Source organism: Phycicoccus avicenniae, from assembly GCF_050496545.1.
Lineage (GTDB): Bacteria > Actinomycetota > Actinomycetes > Actinomycetales > Dermatophilaceae > Phycicoccus > Phycicoccus avicenniae_A.
The window spans coordinates 42,438-56,712 of the sequence record NZ_JBNVZV010000004.1; the positions used below are offsets into that span (position 1 = coordinate 42,438).

Consider the following 14,275-nt stretch of genomic DNA (forward strand, 5'->3'; position numbering starts at 1 on the left):
GCGAGGACACACGGACAGTATGGTCCCGCCCGACCGCGCGGCGGAAGCCCCGAGGAGCGCGGCGTCAGGGGCGGGCGAGCACCGCCTCGCGCAGCACGTCGAGCCCGACCGAGCCGACGTCGAGAGAGCGGCGGTGGAAGTCCTTGAGCGAGAACGCATCTCCGTCACGCGCAGCGACCTCGTCGCGCATCTGGAGCCAGAGCCGCTCGCCGACCTTGTAGCTGGGGGCCTGCCCCGGCCAGCCCAGGTAGCGGTCGAGCTCGAAGCGCAGCGTGGCCTCGTCGTTGTTCGCGTGCCGGGTGAGCAGCTCCCAGGCCTTGTCGTAGGTCCACGCCCCGCCGCCGACCTCGGCCGGGGCCTCGAAGCCGCAGTGCACACCGATGTCGATGACCACGCGCGCCGCCCGCAGCGACTGGGCGTCGAGCATCCCGAGGAGGTTGCCGGGGTCCTCGAGGTAGCCGAGCTCGGCCATCAGGCGCTCGGCGTACAGGGCCCAGCCCTCGCCGTGCCCGCTGACCCAGCACATCATCCGGCGCCACTTGTTGAGCAGCTCGCGGCGGTAGACCGTCTGCGCCACCTGGAGGTGATGACCCGGCACACCCTCGTGGTAGACGGTGGTCAGCTCCTTCCAGGTGCCGAACTCGGTGACGCCCTTCGGCACCGACCACCACATCCGGCCGGGGCGGGAGAAGTCGTCGCTCGGGCCCGTGTAGTAGATGCCGCCGGTCTGGGTGGGCGCGATGCGGCACTCGATGCTGCGGACCGGCCCGGGGATGTCGAAGTGCCGGTCGGCCATGTCGGTGATGACCTCGTCGGCCTTGACCTGCATCCACTCGCGCAGGGCGTCCGTGCCGTGCAGGACGTAGGCCTCGTCGGCGTCCAGGTGGGCGATGGCGTCGGCGACCGACCCGCCCGGGACGATGCGCCGCGCGGTGGCCTCCATGTCGGCGGTGATGCGGGCCAGCTCCTCCTGGCCCCAGGCGTAGGTCTCCTCGAGGTCGACGCTCGCACCGAGGAAGGACCGGGACGCCAGCTGGTAGCGCTCGCGGCCCGCGGCGTCGGACTCGGGAGCCCGGTCGAGGAGGTCGCGCGCCAGCCACTGCGCCGCGTCGGCGTACGCGCCGGCCGCGGCCTCGACACTGCGGCGCAGGTCGGCGGCGACGGCGTCGTCGAGGGGCGCGTCACCGGCCCGGGCGCCGGCCAGGAAGGTCGCGAAGTAGCCGTCGGACGTCGTGAGGTCCTCGCACTGCCGGATGCACGCCTCGACCTGGCGGCGCGGGGTGACCAGTCCGCGGTCGGCGGACTCGCGCAGCGTCGTGGCGTACTGCTCGAGCGCGCGCGGCACCTCCGCGAGGCGCGCGGCGATGGTCGCCCAGTCCTCCTGGGATTCGGTGGCCATCAGGTCGACGACGTCGCGCACGCCCTGGAGCGGGGAGGCGATGACGTTGAGCTCCATCCGGTCGTACCCGGCCTCGTGCGTCTCGAGCACCAGCCCGAGCCGCTCGCGCATCGCCGCGACGGTGACCCGGTCGACGTCGTCGACGGGCTCGGTGGCGCCGAGCCGCGCGAGGGTGTCGCGGGCCAGGTCGGCGTGCGCGGCGTACCCCTCGGGGGAGAGGTCGTCGAGCTCGGCCTCGTGGCCCGGGACGCCGAGGTAGGTGGCCTCGATCGGGCTGAGGGCGACGACGGCGTCGAAGTGCGCGTCGGCGACGGCGTCGACGGCAGTGGGCCGGCGGGTGGGCTGGGCGTCGGTGGTCTCGCTCACCCGGCGGACGCTACCCGAGCCCGGCGTCGCCCTCCTCCCCATTGCCGGTCAGGGTGCCTACCCTCGGGGGATGGGTGCGCGGGTGCGGTCGGTGAACGTCGGGGTCGGGCGGAGCGGGATCGGGGTCAAGGGGCGCCGGACCGGCATCGACAAGCGCCCGGTCGGCTCCGTCGAGGTCCGGGACCCGGGGCCGAAGGGCACCGGCCTCGGCAGCGGAGCGGTCGGTGACGACGTCCTCAACGGCCGCCACCACGGGGGGTCGCGCCAGGCGCTCTACGCCGTCGCCCGGGAGGAGCTGGACCTCTGGTCCGGCGAGCTGGGTCGCGAGCTGACCGACGGCTGCTTCGGGGAGAACCTCACGACCGAGGGCCTCGACGTCGACGCCGCGATCGTCGGGGAGCGCTGGCGGGTGGGGCCGGTGCTGCTCGAGGTGACCGGTCCGCGCGTGCCGTGCGCGAACTTCGCGGCGTGGATGGGCGAGAAGGGATGGGTCAAGCGGTTCGTGGCCCACGGCCGGTCCGGCGCCTACCTGGCCGTCGTCGAACCCGGCACGGTGACGGTGGGCGACGCCATCGAGGTCGTGTCCCGACCCGAGCACGGGGTCGCGGTCCCCGTCGTCCTCGCCGCGTGGTTCGGCGACGTCGCGGCCGCCCGCGCGGCCATCGGGTCCGGTGCCTTCGAGGGCCGGGAGCTCGCCGAGCTCGAGCGCGTCACCGCCCGCCATACCTGACGCGCTCCGCCACCTCCGGACACGTCGACGTCCAACAATCGACGAATGTGTCAGTTCGTGGACGTCCAGCAATCGACGAATGTGTCAGTTCGTGGACGTCAGGCGGCAACTCGCTGCACGCGGAAGTGATGGCGCCAGGCGTCCTCGGGGTGAGGGGGCACCGGCATCCCGGCGGCACGCAGCTCGTCCCACAACCGCACCAGCAACGACTCCTGGTCCTGATACAGCTCATCTGCCGTGACCACGACGAAGTGCCAGCCGTCCGACCGGTTCAGCTCTTCCCGTCGGGCTGCGTCGTGCGCGCTCTGCTCGGGCTCGGCGTGCCAGCGACCGTCGTACTCGATCGCCAGCTGGTGGTCCTCATAGGCGAGCTCGATCCGGAACCGCACACTGCCATCCGTCCGCCGGATCCGGACGTTCACCGTCGGCTCGGGCAGACCTGCGAGCACCATCAGCAGGCGCAGGGCGGTCTCGGGTGAGGAGTCGACGCCCTCGCGCACCTGACGTGCCGCGTCGACGGCCTCGCTCCGGTACTGCCCGACCCAGTCCTCGGCGTAGGCGACGAGCTCGTCGGTGGTGATCCGGCCCTTCCGCACCAGGCTGTCGCCGAGAGCGACCAGGTCGACGAGCCCCAGGAAGCGCGCCATGTGACAGAACGTCTGTCCGGGCGACGTCACGGGCAAGCCGTGACGGCGGAGGACATCGAGGCGGTGGGTGAAGCAGTGAGGTTTGATGCCCCGCACACGCCACCGCACCCGGCGCATGAACGAGAGGTGGACGAAGTCGTTGTCGGGGACGCGACCTCCCCAGAGGCGGGCCGCCGTCCAGTGGCTCAGGATCGCACCATCCGGCGCGAGGAGCAGCGCGGCGCGTGCGCGGGTCACCACGGTGTCCGGCACCCGCGCATCGACGAGCACACCGTGGAGCACGGTGCGGAAGGACGGCCCTCTGAGCCGGCGTTGGGGGATGCCGAGCAGGCCGGCGTCGGTGGCGAGGAACGGCCACGTCGGGTGCATCGGCTCGTGCATCCTCCGAGCCTGTCACCGTTCGAAGGGCCGGCGGCGGTCATCCACAGGTCAGCTGGAGCATCCGGTGCGGTGTCCAAAAATCGACACATTCGTCGATCAGTGGACGGTGTCCAAGAATCGACACATTCGACGATTGTGGGACGCCCGGGGTGGGGCCGAGTGGGTGGTCGGCCGGGCTCGGCCAGTGGGTCAGCGGTGGCGGTAGGTGGTGTGCCAGGCGCCGGGGCCGTGGGGGAGCGGGCCCCGGGTGGCAGCCGCGCGCGAGGCCCAGGTGGAGGGGTCGCGGGACGGCTCGGGCTCGCCTCCGCCACCGGCCGCCGCCAGGACGGCGACGATGGCCGCGACGTCCTCGGGCGTCGCCGGGCCGTGCACCCGGATCGCGGGCTGCTGCGAGTCGTCTGCCGTCACAGGGCCGGGTCCCCCTGAGCTCTGAGCCTGCGAAGAGGTCATAGGGGAATGTTCCCGTGCTTCTTGGGCGGCAGGGACTCGCGCTTGGTGCGCAGCGCCCGCAGCGCCTTGGTGACGTTCATCCGGGTGTTCGACGGGGTGATGACGGTGTCGATGTACCCGCGCTCGGCGGCGACGTAGGGGTTGGCCAGGGCGTCCTCGTACTGCTGGACGAAGCTCGCGCGCGCCTCCTCGACCGAGTCCCCCTTCTCCGCAGCCTTCTTCAGCTCCTTGCGGTAGAGGATGTTCACCGCACCCTGCGCGCCCATCACGGCGATCTGCGCGGTCGGCCAGGCGAGGTTGATGTCGGCACCGAGGTGCTTGGAGCCCATGACGTCGTACGCGCCGCCGTAGGCCTTGCGGGTGATCACGGTGACGAGCGGGACGGTGGCCTCGGCGTAGGCGTAGATGAGCTTGGCGCCGCGACGGATGATGCCGTCCCACTCCTGGTCGGTGCCCGGGAGGAAGCCCGGCACGTCGACGAGGGTCAGGACCGGCACGTTGAAGGCGTCGCAGGTGCGCACGAAGCGCGCGGCCTTCTCGGAGGCGTCGATGTCGAGGGTGCCGGCGAACTGCATCGGGTTGTTGGCCACGACACCGACCGAGCGGCCCTCGATGCGCCCGAACCCGGTGATGATGTTCGGCGCGAACAGCGGTGAGACCTCGAGGAACTCGCCGTCGTCGAGCACCTTCTCGATGACCTGGTGCATGTCGTACGGCACGTTCGGGCTGTCGGGGACGATCGTGTCGAGGAAGCGGTCGTCGTCGGTGACCTCGAGGTCGTTCTCCTCGCCGAAGACCGGCGGGTCCTCCATGTTGTTGCTCGGCAGGTACGAGAGCAGTGCTCGCACGTACTCGACGGCGTCGTCCTCGTCGGTGCCCATGTAGTGCGCCACACCGGACTTCGTGTTGTGCGTCCGGGCGCCGCCGAGCTCCTCGAACCCGACGTCCTCGCCGGTGACGGTCTTGATGACGTCCGGGCCGGTGATGAACATGTGCGAGGTCTGGTCGACCATCACGGTGAAGTCGGTGACGGCGGGGGAGTACACCGCCCCGCCGGCGCACGGGCCCATGATCAGCGAGATCTGCGGGACGACCCCCGAGGCGTGGACGTTGCGGCGGAAGATCTCGCCGTACAGGCCGAGCGAGACGACACCCTCCTGGATGCGTGCCCCGCCCGAGTCGTTGAGCCCGACGACCGGGCAGCCGACCTTCATGGCGAAGTCCATGATCTTGACGATCTTCTCGCCGAAGACCTCGCCGAGCGAGCCGCCGAAGACGGTGAAGTCCTGGGCGAAGACGGCGACGGTGCGCCCGTCGACCGTGCCGTAGCCGGTGACGACGCCGTCGCCGTACGGCCGGTTCTTGTCCTGCCCGAAGGCGACCGAGCGGTGCCGGGCGTACTTGTCCATCTCGACGAACGAGCCCTCGTCGAGGAGGAGCTCGAGGCGCTCGCGGGCGGTCTTCTTGCCGCGCGCGTGCTGCTTCTCGACGGCCCGCTCCGACCCGGCGTTCGCGACCTCGGCCACGCGGCGCTTGAGGTCGGCGAGCTTCCCGGCGGTCGTGGTGGTGTCGATGTCGTGGGGGACGTCGGTCCCGCCCATCGTGTGGAGGTCGCTGCTCGCCATGCTCCGAGCCTAGCCTTGGGGCCGTGAGCGACAAGGCCCTCGGACGACCGCTCGGCGCGGTGTCCGTCACACCCGGCGACCCGTGGCTGCCCGTCGAGGTCTTCGAGACCCTCGGCTCGACGAACGACGAGCTCCGCCGCGACCCGAGACCGGGGCGGGTCGTGGTCGCCGAGGTGCAGGAGGCGGGGCGCGGGCGCCTCGGCCGCGCGTGGACCACCACCCCCGGCACGGCCCTCGCCGTGTCGGTCCTCGTGGCGGAGCCGCCGTCGGGGGCCGGATGGGTGCCGCTGCTGGCGGGCCTGGCCCTCCACCGCGCCGTCGCCGAGGTCGCCGGGGTCCGGACCGTCCTCAAGTGGCCCAACGACGTCCTCGTCCCCGCCGACGGCGACCGCAAGCTCGCCGGCCTGCTCTGCGAGTGGACGCCGCACGGCGTGGTCGTCGGCACCGGCGTCAACGTCGACACGGCACGCGAGGACCTGCCGCTCGAGACCGCCACCTCGCTGCGCGCCGCGGGCGCGCCCGGTGTCGACCGCGCGGCCCTGCTCACCGCCTACCTGCACCACCTCGCGGCGGTCCTGCGCGAGGACACCGGCCCCGCCGGGCCGTCGGTCGCCGCCTACCGCGACGCCTGTGGCACCGTCGGGCAGGACGTCGAGGTGCACGCACCCGACGGAACCGTCCGACGGGGCAGGGCGACAGGCGTGGACGCGGAGGGCAGACTGACCGTGCGCACCGACGGGCGGACCACGAGCGTCTCGGCCGGGGACGTCGTCCACGTCCGGCCGCGCTGACCGAGGAGGTGGGATGCCGCACGACGAGCCGGGGGAGACCCCTCGCGACGAGCAGGCCCTGCCGCCCCCCGAGCCGGCCGCCGACGACCTCGCCGGGCGGGTCGAGCGGGCCCTCCTCGGGCGCTCGGCCTCGATGGCCCGGGCCGAGGTCAGCGAGCGCGCCGGCGTCGACCCTGCCGAGGCGCGCCGGTTCTGGCACGCGATGGGCTTCCAGGTCGTCGAGGACGACGAGGCGATGTTCACCGACGCCGACCGCGAGGCCCTGCGCCGGGTCACCGAGATGGTCCGCGCCGGCCGGGTCAGCGAGGAGCTCGCGCTGGGGATGACCCGCGCCTTCGCCCGCACCGCCGACCGGCTCGCGGTCTGGCAGACCCAGCTCGTCGCCGAGACCCTCACCCCCGACCCGCTCGACGGGCTCGAGGGCAAGGACACCCGCTCGGTGCCCGAGCCCGGGATCGCCGCCGACGCCGCGAACCTGCTGGCCCGCACCATCGACGAGATCGAGCCGCTGCTCGTCTACGTCTGGCGCCGGCACCTGACCAACGCCATCCAGCGCATGCTCGCCGACGCCGACCCCGCCGTCCGGTCCGACCCCTCGGCCCCCGTGCGCGCCGTCGGGTTCGCCGACCTCGTCGCGTTCACCTCGTTCGTGCGCCGGATGAGCGAGCGCCAGCTGGCCCGGCTCGTCCAGCACTTCGAGCTGCTCGCCAGCGACGTCGTCGCGGAGCACGGCGGGCGGGTCATCAAGACCGTGGGGGACGAGGTGCTCTTCGTGCACACCGACGCCGCCGCGGCCTCGGCCATCGCCCTGGACCTCGTCGACGCGATGGCCGAGGACGAGCTGCTGCCGCCGGTGCGCGTCGGGCTGGCGCACGGGCGCGTGGTCTCGCGCCTCGGGGACGTCTTCGGGGTCACCGTCAACAAGGCGAGCCGCATCACCGCCGTCACCCCCTCGGGAACCGTCTACGTCGACGAGGACATGGCGCGTGCGCTGGGCTCGGTCTCGGGGTTCACCGCGGTCGAGCGGCGCCGGCGGATGCTGCGCGGCATCGGGGTCGTCACCCTCCACGAGCTGCGACGCGCGCCCCTCGGGCGACGTCCCGCCGTGCCGAACGCGACTTCGTGACTACGATCGCCGCATGACGAAGGTGTTGCTGGCCGAGGACGACCCCGCCATCTCCGACCCGCTCGCCCGTGCGCTGCGGCGCGAGGGGTACGAGGTCGACGTGTGCACCGACGGCGAGTCCGCCCTCGAGCACGCCCTGCGCTCCCCGGACCTGCTGGTCCTCGACCTCGGCCTGCCGAAGATGGACGGCCTCGAGGTGTGCCGCCGGCTGCGCCAGGAGGGCTCGACCGTGCCGGTGCTCGTGCTCACGGCCCGCGCCGACGAGGTCGACACCGTCGTCGGGCTCGACGCCGGCGCCGACGACTACGTCACCAAGCCCTTCCGCCTCGCCGAGCTGCTGGCCCGCGCCCGGGCGCTGCTGCGGCGCGGTGTGGTCGAGGCCGCCGAGAGCGACGAGGACCAGCTCCTCGACATCGACCCCGACGGCCGGCGCGTCTTCCTCCGCGGCGAGGAGGTCCAGCTGACGGGCAAGGAGTTCGAGCTGCTGCGCGTGCTCGTCGCCAACGCCGGCAAGGTCGTCTCCCGCGAGAAGCTCATGCGCGACGTCTGGGACAGCGCCTGGTACGGCTCGACCAAGACCCTCGACATGCACATCTCGGTGCTCCGCCGGAAGCTCGGTGACGACGCGGCCCATCCGCGGTACATCACGACGATCCGCGGTCTCGGGTTCCGCTTCGACGCGCCGGAGGACTGAGCGCCGGTGCGCCGCATCGTCCTCGGGGTCGCCGTCCAGGCAGCGGTCATCACGGGCCTGAGCGTCACGGTCGCCGCGGTGGTCATCGGGACCGGCCACGTGCCGGTCGCCGACGACCCCGCGACCTGGGTCGTGCCGGGCGTCGCGGTCGTCGCGGCGCTGGCCGTCGCGGTCCTGGGCTCGGTCTACGTCGCCGACCGCAGCGCCTCGCGGCTCTCGACCCTCCTCGGGACGCTGCACCAGCGGGTCGACCGGCTCAACCAGGGCGACCGCCCGGTCCCGCTGCACTCGGGCATCACCGAGGTCGACACGCTCGATGCCGCGCTCATCCGCGGGGCGCAGCAGGGGGCCAAGCGGCTCGCGTCCGAGCGGGACTTCGCCGCCGACGCCTCGCACCAGCTGCGCACGCCGCTCACCGCCCTGCTCATGCGGCTCGAGGAGATCAACCTCACCGACGACCTCGAGGTCGTCGCGGAGGAGTCGACGATCGCCATCGGTCAGGTCGAGCGGCTCAGCAAGGTCGTCGACGACCTGATGACCCGTACCCGGCACGGCGCCGAGGCCAACCCGTCGGTCTCCCTCGACTCGGTGCTCGCCTCGCTGCAGCGCGAGTGGCAGCCGGCCTTCGCGGGCGCCCGGCGCAGCGTGAAGGTGAGCGGTGAGCGCGGGCTCGTCGTCAAGGCCACGCCGGTCGCGCTCGGCCAGATCCTCACGACCCTGCTCGAGAACTCGCTCGCCTACGGGCGCGGCACCGTCGAGGTCAACGCCCGCCGGGCGGGGCCGTCGGTGGTCATCGAGGTCTCCGACGCCGGCGACGGCGTGTCGCCGACGCTCGCCCCGCACATCTTCGAGCGCTCGGTGTCCTCGTCCGGCTCCGGCCTGGGCCTGTCGCTGGCGCGCGACCTCGCCGAGGCGGCGGGCGGGCGCCTGGAGCTGGCGCGGGCCGCGCCGCCGGTCTTCGCGCTCTTCCTCTCGGTCAGCCAGGGCTGAGCCCGCCCGGGCCGGCCGTCAGAGGGTCTCGTGCGAGAACACCCAGCGACGGTAGGCCCAGAAGCGGAACAGCGTGCCGAGCCCGATGCCGACCACGGTCGCGACGTTGTCGGCGAGCCGGGTGGTGAAGCCCAGCGCGTAGTGCGAGGCGGCGAGGGTGACGGCGGAGATGCCGAGGGCCACGATGTTGACGCCGAAGAACAGCGCGACCTCGTGGTGGACGGGGCGGCTGCGACGGTGCCGGAAGGTCCACTGCCGGTTGCCGATCCACGCGAAGAGCGTGGCGACCGCTCCGGAGATGATCTTGGCGGTGGTGACCTTGTCCTCGAGGACCGTGTGCCACAGGACGTTCGCCAGGCCGAGGTCGATGACGAAGGCCACCGCCCCGACGACGCCGAACTTGATGACCTCGCGGTACAGGACGTCGACCGCACCCCGGGCGGCCTCGAGGGCGCGGGAGATCGGACCCCGTGACGGGGCGTCCTGGGCGGTCACCCACGCAGCCTATACAGAGCCGTCGCTAGCATCGTCCGGGTGACCACCCCACGTCGTGCCCCCGGAGGCTTCCCCGTCGTCGGCATCGTGGGTGGGGGCCAGCTCGCCCGGATGTGCGCCGGCCCGGCCGCCGAGCTGGGCCTCACGCTGAGCGTTCTCGCCGAGGCCCCGGACGCCAGCGCCGCCCTCGTCGTCCCGAGCTCACCGGTCGGCGACCACACCGACACCGAGGACGTCCTGCGCTTCGCCGAGGCCTGCGACGTGGTGACCTTCGACCACGAGCACGTGCCCGCCGACGTCCTCGCCGCGCTCGTCGCCTCCGGCGTCCCCGTGCACCCGACCCCCGACGCGCTGCGCTTCGCCCAGGACAAGCTGGCGATGCGCGAGCGGCTCACCGACCTCGGGGTGCCGTGCCCGCGCTGGGTGCGGGCCGACACCGCCGAGGAGGTCGAGGCCTTCGGCGCCGAGGTGGGCTGGCCGGTCGTGGCCAAGACCCCGCGCGGCGGCTACGACGGCAAGGGCGTGGCGGTCGTGTCCTCCGCCGACGAGCTGACCGACTGGCTGGCCCGCGCGCAGGAGGCCGGCACCGGCCTGCTCCTCGAGGAGCGGGTCCCGTTCCGCCGCGAGCTCGCCGTCCTCCTCGCCCGCAGCCCGTCCGGCCAGGCCGCCGCGTGGCCGGTCGTCGAGACGGTCCAGACCGACGGCATCTGCACCGAGGTGCTCGCCCCGGCGCCCGACCTCGACCCCGAGCTGTCGGCCCGCGCGGTCGAGGCCGGGCTGCGGGTGGCGGGCGCGCTCGGCGTCACCGGGGTGCTGGCGGTCGAGATGTTCGAGCTGGAGGGCGGGGAGTTCGTCGTGAACGAGCTCGCGATGCGTCCGCACAACTCGGGGCACTGGTCGATGGACGGCGCGGTGACCGGCCAGTTCGAGCAGCACCTGCGGGCCGTTCTGGACCTGCCGCTCGGCTCGCCCCGCCCGCTGGAGCCGTGGACGGTCATGGCCAACGTGCTCGGCGGCGACTACCCCGAGCTCTACCCCACGTACCGGCACGTGATGGCCCGCGACCCCGGGCTGAAGGTGCACCTGTACGGCAAGGGCGTGCGCCCCGGTCGCAAGATCGGCCACGTCACCGTCACCGGCGACGACCTCGCCGACCTGCGCGAGCGGGCCGGCCACGCCGCCGACTACATCCGAGGAGTGGTCACCGAATGACCGAGCAGCGTTTCGCCGCAGGGGCGCCCGTGGTGGGCGTCGTCATGGGGTCGGACTCCGACTGGCCCGTGATGGAGGCCGCCGTCACCGCCCTCGACGAGCTGGGCGTGGTCTGCGAGGTCGACGTCGTCTCGGCCCACCGGATGCCCGAGGAGATGCTCGAGTACGGCCGCTCCGCCGAGGGGCGCGGGCTGCGCGTCCTCGTCGCCGGCGCCGGGGGCGCCGCCCACCTTCCCGGGATGCTCGCCTCGGTCACCTCGCTGCCGGTCATCGGCGTGCCCGTCCCCCTGACGTACCTCGACGGGATGGACTCCCTGCTCTCGATCGTCCAGATGCCGGCCGGCGTGCCGGTGGCCACCGTGTCGGTCGGGGGCGCCCGCAACGCCGGCCTGCTGGCGGCCCGCATCCTCGGGGCCGGCGAGGGGCCCGAGGCCGAGCGGCTGCGCGCCGCGATGGGCGAGTTCCGTACCGCCCTGCGCGACCAGGCGCACGCCAAGGGCGCGGCGCTGCGCGCCCGTCGCGACGCCTGAGCGTCGCGCGCGTCAGCGCTGCATGCCGTCGCCGCGCACCCTGGGCCACTCGATCTTCGGGCAGGTGTCCATGACCACGTCGAGGCCGGCGTCCCGGGCGCGGCGGGCGGCGTCCTGGTCGACCACCCCGACCTGCATCCAGATGGCGTCGAGCTGCAGGCGGTCCTTGTGCGCGATGGCCTCGTCGACGACGGCACCGACCTTCGAGGAGTTGACGAAGCAGTCGACGACCTTGAGGTCCTGGTCCGGGATGTCGGCGATGGACGCGTAGCCCTGCGCGCCGTGCACCGTCTCGGCCTTCGGGTGCACCGGGATGATCGGTGTCCCGAGCTCGAAGGTCATCCACCGCGACACCGACCACGCGGGCCGGGCCCGGTTGTTCGAGAGGCCGACGACGACCCAGATGCCGGGGTCCATGAGGAGCTCGCGGACGAGGTCGGGGTCGTTCTGGTGCTTGAGCGCTGACATGGCGGCCATCATGCTCCCCCCGTCGGTCCGCCGGGGGGAGGTGGGCGGGTCAGTCCCCGCCGAAGAGGTCGCGCGTGTAGACGCGGTCGGCGACGTCGGCGAGGTCCTCGGTGAGCCGGTTGGCGACGATGACGTCCGAGCGCCGCTTGAGCTCCTTGAGCCCGACGACCGGCGAGCCGAACCACGCGTCGGCGTCGAGCTCGGGCTCGAACACGAGCACCTCGACGCCCTTGGCCTTGAGCCGCTTCATGACGCCCTGCACGCTGCTGCTGCGGAAGTTGTCGGACCCGGACTTCATGATCAGCCGGTGGATGCCGACGACGCGCGGCCCGCGGGCCAGGACGTCGGTGGCCACGAAGTCCTTGCGGGTGGTGTTGGCGTCGACGATGGCCTGGATGAGGGTCTGCGGCACGTCCGCGTAGTTGGCGAGCAGCTGCTTGGTGTCCTTGGGCAGGCAGTAGCCGCCGTAGCCGAAGCTCGGGTTGTTGTAGTGCGTCCCGATGCGGGGGTCGAGCCCGACGCCGTCGATGATCTGGCGCGTGTCGAGGCCGTGGGTGGCGGCGTAGGTGTCGAGCTCGTTGAAGTAGGCGACGCGCATCGCGAGGTAGGTGTTGGCGAACAGCTTGATCGCCTCGGCCTCGGTGCTGTCGGTGAGCAGCACGGGCACGTCATCGTCGAGGGCGGCGTCGGCCAGCAGCCGGGCGAACCGCTCGCCGGCCGGGCCGCGGTCGCCGACGACGATGCGCGACGGGTGGAGGTTGTCGTGCAGCGCACGACCCTCGCGCAGGAACTCGGGGGAGAAGACGACGCGCTCGGTGTCGAGCCGCTCCCGCAGGCGGGCGGTGAACCCCACCGGCACGGTCGACTTCACGACCGCCGTGGCCGAGGGCTCGATGGCCCGCACGTCGGCGACGACCTGCTCGACGCTGCTCGTGTCGAAGTAGTTGGTCGCCGGGTCGTAGTCGGTCGGCGTCGCGACGACCACGAACTCGGCGCCCCGGTAGGCCTCCTCCTTGTCCGTCGTCGCGCGCAGGCGCAGCCCACCGGCCGCCAGCAGCTCCTCGATGTCCGGGTCGGAGATCGGGCTGCGGCCGGCGCGGAGCATCTCGACCCGGCGCTCGTCGATGTCGTACGCGACGACGTCGTGGTGCCGGGCGAGGAGGACGGCGAGCGAGAGACCGACGTAGGAGGTGCCGACCACGCAGATGGTGTGTGCCACCGGGGCAGCCTACGGTCGGGGCGGACCGCGGCGCCCCCACCGTCCGGGCCCTGCGGCATGATCGGGTGACCCCACCATTCAGGAGAGCGCATGAAGTTCGGACTGTTCATCCCGCAGGGCTGGCGCCACGACCTGGTCGGCATCGACGCCGACCAGCACTGGGGCGTCATGGCCGGCCTGGCCCGCCGGGCCGACGGGAACGAGGACTGGTCCTCCATCTGGGTGTACGACCACGTCCACCCGGTCCCGCGGCCCACCGAGGCCGCGGTCCACGAGGCGTGGACCCTGATGGCCGCCTTCGCCGGCGTCACCGGCCGGGTACGCCTCGGCCAGATGTGCACGTGCATGGCCTACCGCGAGCCCACCTACCTCGCGAAGGTCGCCGCCACCGTCGACGTCGTCTCCGAGGGCCGGCTCGAGATGGGCATCGGTGCCGGGTGGTACGAGCACGAGTGGCGCGCCTACGGCTACGGCTTCCCCGGGGCCGGCGAGCGGCTCGCGATGCTGCGCGAGGGCGTCGACGTCATGCGCCAGATGTGGACCACCGGCCGGGCCACCCTCGACGGGAAGCACTACCAGGTGGACGGCGCGATGTGCTTCCCGCAGCCGCTCCAGGGCACCTCGCTCCCGGGCAGCGCGGCCAACGGCATCCCGATGTGGGTGGCCGGCGGCGGGGAGAGGAAGACGCTGCGCATCGCGGCCGAGTACGCCGACTACACGAACTTCGACGGCTCACCGGAGGGCTTCTCGCACAAGAGCGAGGTCCTCGAGAGGCACTGCCGCGACGTCGGCCGCGACTTCGGCGAGATCGTCCGCAGCGCCAACTACAACGTCGTCATCGGCCGCGACGAGCGCGAGGTGCAGGACCGGCTGGGGTGGATTCGCAACCACTACGCGTCCGCCGGGCTGCCGGCCGACGTCGTCGAGGACACCGTCCGCTCCTTCGAGACCGGCCCGCTCGTCGGCACGCCCGAGCAGGTCGTGGAGCGCCTGAAGGACCTCGAGCGGCGGGGGATGACCTACGCCATCACCTACTTCGTCGAGCAGGCCTACGACCTCTCCGGCGTCGAGCTGTTCGAGCGCGAGGTGCTCCCCGAGCTCGGTGACCGCGAGCAGCACGGGCACCTCTGGCACCTGCTGCGCGGGCAGTGA

At 72.7% G+C, this 14,275-nt stretch carries 15 protein-coding genes; 8 read left to right on the top strand and 7 right to left on the bottom strand.

Annotation, left to right across the window (positions count from 1 at the left end):
- Nucleotides 1–64: 64 nt before the first annotated feature.
- Entirely contained in the window at nt 65–1,807 is a 1,743-nt protein-coding gene (locus ACQZ2A_RS04555) for a DUF885 domain-containing protein (protein WP_430207652.1), read from the bottom strand.
- Between the two features lie 28 nt (nt 1,808–1,835).
- Here ACQZ2A_RS04555 and ACQZ2A_RS04560 point away from each other — a divergent pair, with 28 nt between their 5' ends.
- Nucleotides 1,836–2,495 carry an MOSC domain-containing protein gene (locus tag ACQZ2A_RS04560; protein WP_430207655.1) on the top strand — a complete coding sequence of 220 codons (660 nt, stop codon included), beginning with the start codon at nt 1,836–1,838 and terminating at the stop codon, nt 2,493–2,495.
- A 98-nt stretch (nt 2,496–2,593) separates the two neighbouring features.
- Here the strand turns inward: ACQZ2A_RS04560 and ACQZ2A_RS04565 are convergent, their stop codons facing one another.
- The 3 genes from ACQZ2A_RS04565 to ACQZ2A_RS04575 form a co-directional block, all read right to left on the bottom strand.
- The gene (locus ACQZ2A_RS04565) at nt 2,594–3,394 is read right to left on the bottom strand and encodes a DUF559 domain-containing protein (protein ID WP_430207656.1); all 801 of its coding nucleotides are present in this window, start codon (nt 3,392–3,394) and stop codon (nt 2,594–2,596) included.
- A gap of 318 nt (nt 3,395–3,712) precedes the next feature.
- Nucleotides 3,713–3,931, bottom strand: coding sequence for an acyl-CoA carboxylase epsilon subunit (locus ACQZ2A_RS04570; RefSeq protein WP_430207658.1), 219 nt, complete (start codon nt 3,929–3,931; stop codon nt 3,713–3,715).
- A 38-nt stretch (nt 3,932–3,969) separates the two neighbouring features.
- Nucleotides 3,970–5,598, bottom strand: a complete 1,629-nt coding sequence (locus ACQZ2A_RS04575) for an acyl-CoA carboxylase subunit beta (RefSeq protein WP_430207661.1) — start codon at nt 5,596–5,598, stop codon at nt 3,970–3,972.
- 23 nt (nt 5,599–5,621) lie between these two features.
- On the opposite strand from ACQZ2A_RS04575, the gene ACQZ2A_RS04580 reads away from it, so the two are divergent.
- The 4 genes from ACQZ2A_RS04580 to ACQZ2A_RS04595 are packed head-to-tail and all read left to right on the top strand — an operon-like array spanning nt 5,622 to nt 9,199.
- A complete protein-coding gene (locus ACQZ2A_RS04580; protein WP_430207664.1) occupies nt 5,622–6,389 on the top strand; it encodes a biotin--[acetyl-CoA-carboxylase] ligase in 768 nt (255 codons plus the stop codon).
- Between the two features lie 13 nt (nt 6,390–6,402).
- Nucleotides 6,403–7,515 (top strand): adenylate/guanylate cyclase domain-containing protein, encoded by a 1,113-nt coding sequence (locus tag ACQZ2A_RS04585; protein WP_430207667.1) that lies wholly within the window; start codon nt 6,403–6,405, stop codon nt 7,513–7,515.
- A gap of 13 nt (nt 7,516–7,528) precedes the next feature.
- On the top strand, nt 7,529–8,209 hold the full coding sequence (locus ACQZ2A_RS04590) for a response regulator transcription factor (RefSeq protein WP_430207670.1): 681 nt from the start codon (nt 7,529–7,531) through the stop codon (nt 8,207–8,209).
- A 6-nt stretch (nt 8,210–8,215) separates the two neighbouring features.
- Entirely contained in the window at nt 8,216–9,199 is a 984-nt protein-coding gene (locus tag ACQZ2A_RS04595) for a sensor histidine kinase (RefSeq protein WP_430207673.1), read from the top strand.
- An 18-nt stretch (nt 9,200–9,217) separates the two neighbouring features.
- On the opposite strand, the gene ACQZ2A_RS04600 is transcribed toward ACQZ2A_RS04595, so the two are convergent.
- Nucleotides 9,218–9,694, bottom strand: coding sequence for a GtrA family protein (locus tag ACQZ2A_RS04600; RefSeq protein ID WP_430207676.1), 477 nt, complete (start codon nt 9,692–9,694; stop codon nt 9,218–9,220).
- Between the two features lie 39 nt (nt 9,695–9,733).
- On the opposite strand from ACQZ2A_RS04600, the gene ACQZ2A_RS04605 reads away from it, so the two are divergent.
- A complete protein-coding gene (locus ACQZ2A_RS04605; protein WP_430207679.1) occupies nt 9,734–10,906 on the top strand; it encodes a 5-(carboxyamino)imidazole ribonucleotide synthase in 1,173 nt (390 codons plus the stop codon).
- On the top strand, nt 10,903–11,436 hold the full coding sequence (gene purE / locus ACQZ2A_RS04610) for a 5-(carboxyamino)imidazole ribonucleotide mutase (protein ID WP_430207682.1): 534 nt from the start codon (nt 10,903–10,905) through the stop codon (nt 11,434–11,436). The genes ACQZ2A_RS04605 and purE overlap by 4 nt, the downstream gene beginning before the upstream one ends.
- Before the next feature lie 12 nt (nt 11,437–11,448).
- Here purE and ACQZ2A_RS04615 read toward each other — a convergent pair whose 3' ends face one another.
- Entirely contained in the window at nt 11,449–11,904 is a 456-nt protein-coding gene (locus ACQZ2A_RS04615; protein WP_430207684.1) for a CoA-binding protein, read from the bottom strand.
- A 49-nt stretch (nt 11,905–11,953) separates the two neighbouring features.
- Nucleotides 11,954–13,123: a nucleotide sugar dehydrogenase gene (locus ACQZ2A_RS04620; RefSeq protein ID WP_430207687.1), complete on the bottom strand. Its 1,170-nt coding sequence runs from the start codon at nt 13,121–13,123 to the stop codon at nt 11,954–11,956.
- A gap of 90 nt (nt 13,124–13,213) precedes the next feature.
- On the opposite strand from ACQZ2A_RS04620, the gene ACQZ2A_RS04625 reads away from it, so the two are divergent.
- Nucleotides 13,214–14,275 carry an LLM class F420-dependent oxidoreductase gene (locus ACQZ2A_RS04625; protein WP_430207689.1) on the top strand — a complete coding sequence of 354 codons (1,062 nt, stop codon included), beginning with the start codon at nt 13,214–13,216 and terminating at the stop codon, nt 14,273–14,275.

Bases quoted from the DNA above. Each gene is read 5' to 3' on its own strand.
- ACQZ2A_RS04555 (WP_430207652.1), bottom strand. From the start codon at position 1,807: ATGGGGAGGAGGGCGACGCCGGGCTCGGGTAGCGTCCGCCGGGTGAGC.
- ACQZ2A_RS04560 (WP_430207655.1), top strand. From the start codon at position 1,836: ATGGGTGCGCGGGTGCGGTCGGTGAACGTCGGGGTCGGGCGGAGCGGG.
- ACQZ2A_RS04575 (WP_430207661.1), bottom strand. From the start codon at position 5,598: ATGGCGAGCAGCGACCTCCACACGATGGGCGGGACCGACGTCCCCCAC.
- ACQZ2A_RS04585 (WP_430207667.1), top strand. From the start codon at position 6,403: ATGCCGCACGACGAGCCGGGGGAGACCCCTCGCGACGAGCAGGCCCTG.
- ACQZ2A_RS04590 (WP_430207670.1), top strand. From the start codon at position 7,529: ATGACGAAGGTGTTGCTGGCCGAGGACGACCCCGCCATCTCCGACCCG.
- purE (WP_430207682.1), top strand. From the start codon at position 10,903: ATGACCGAGCAGCGTTTCGCCGCAGGGGCGCCCGTGGTGGGCGTCGTC.
- ACQZ2A_RS04615 (WP_430207684.1), bottom strand. From the start codon at position 11,904: ATGTCAGCGCTCAAGCACCAGAACGACCCCGACCTCGTCCGCGAGCTC.
- ACQZ2A_RS04625 (WP_430207689.1), top strand. From the start codon at position 13,214: ATGAAGTTCGGACTGTTCATCCCGCAGGGCTGGCGCCACGACCTGGTC.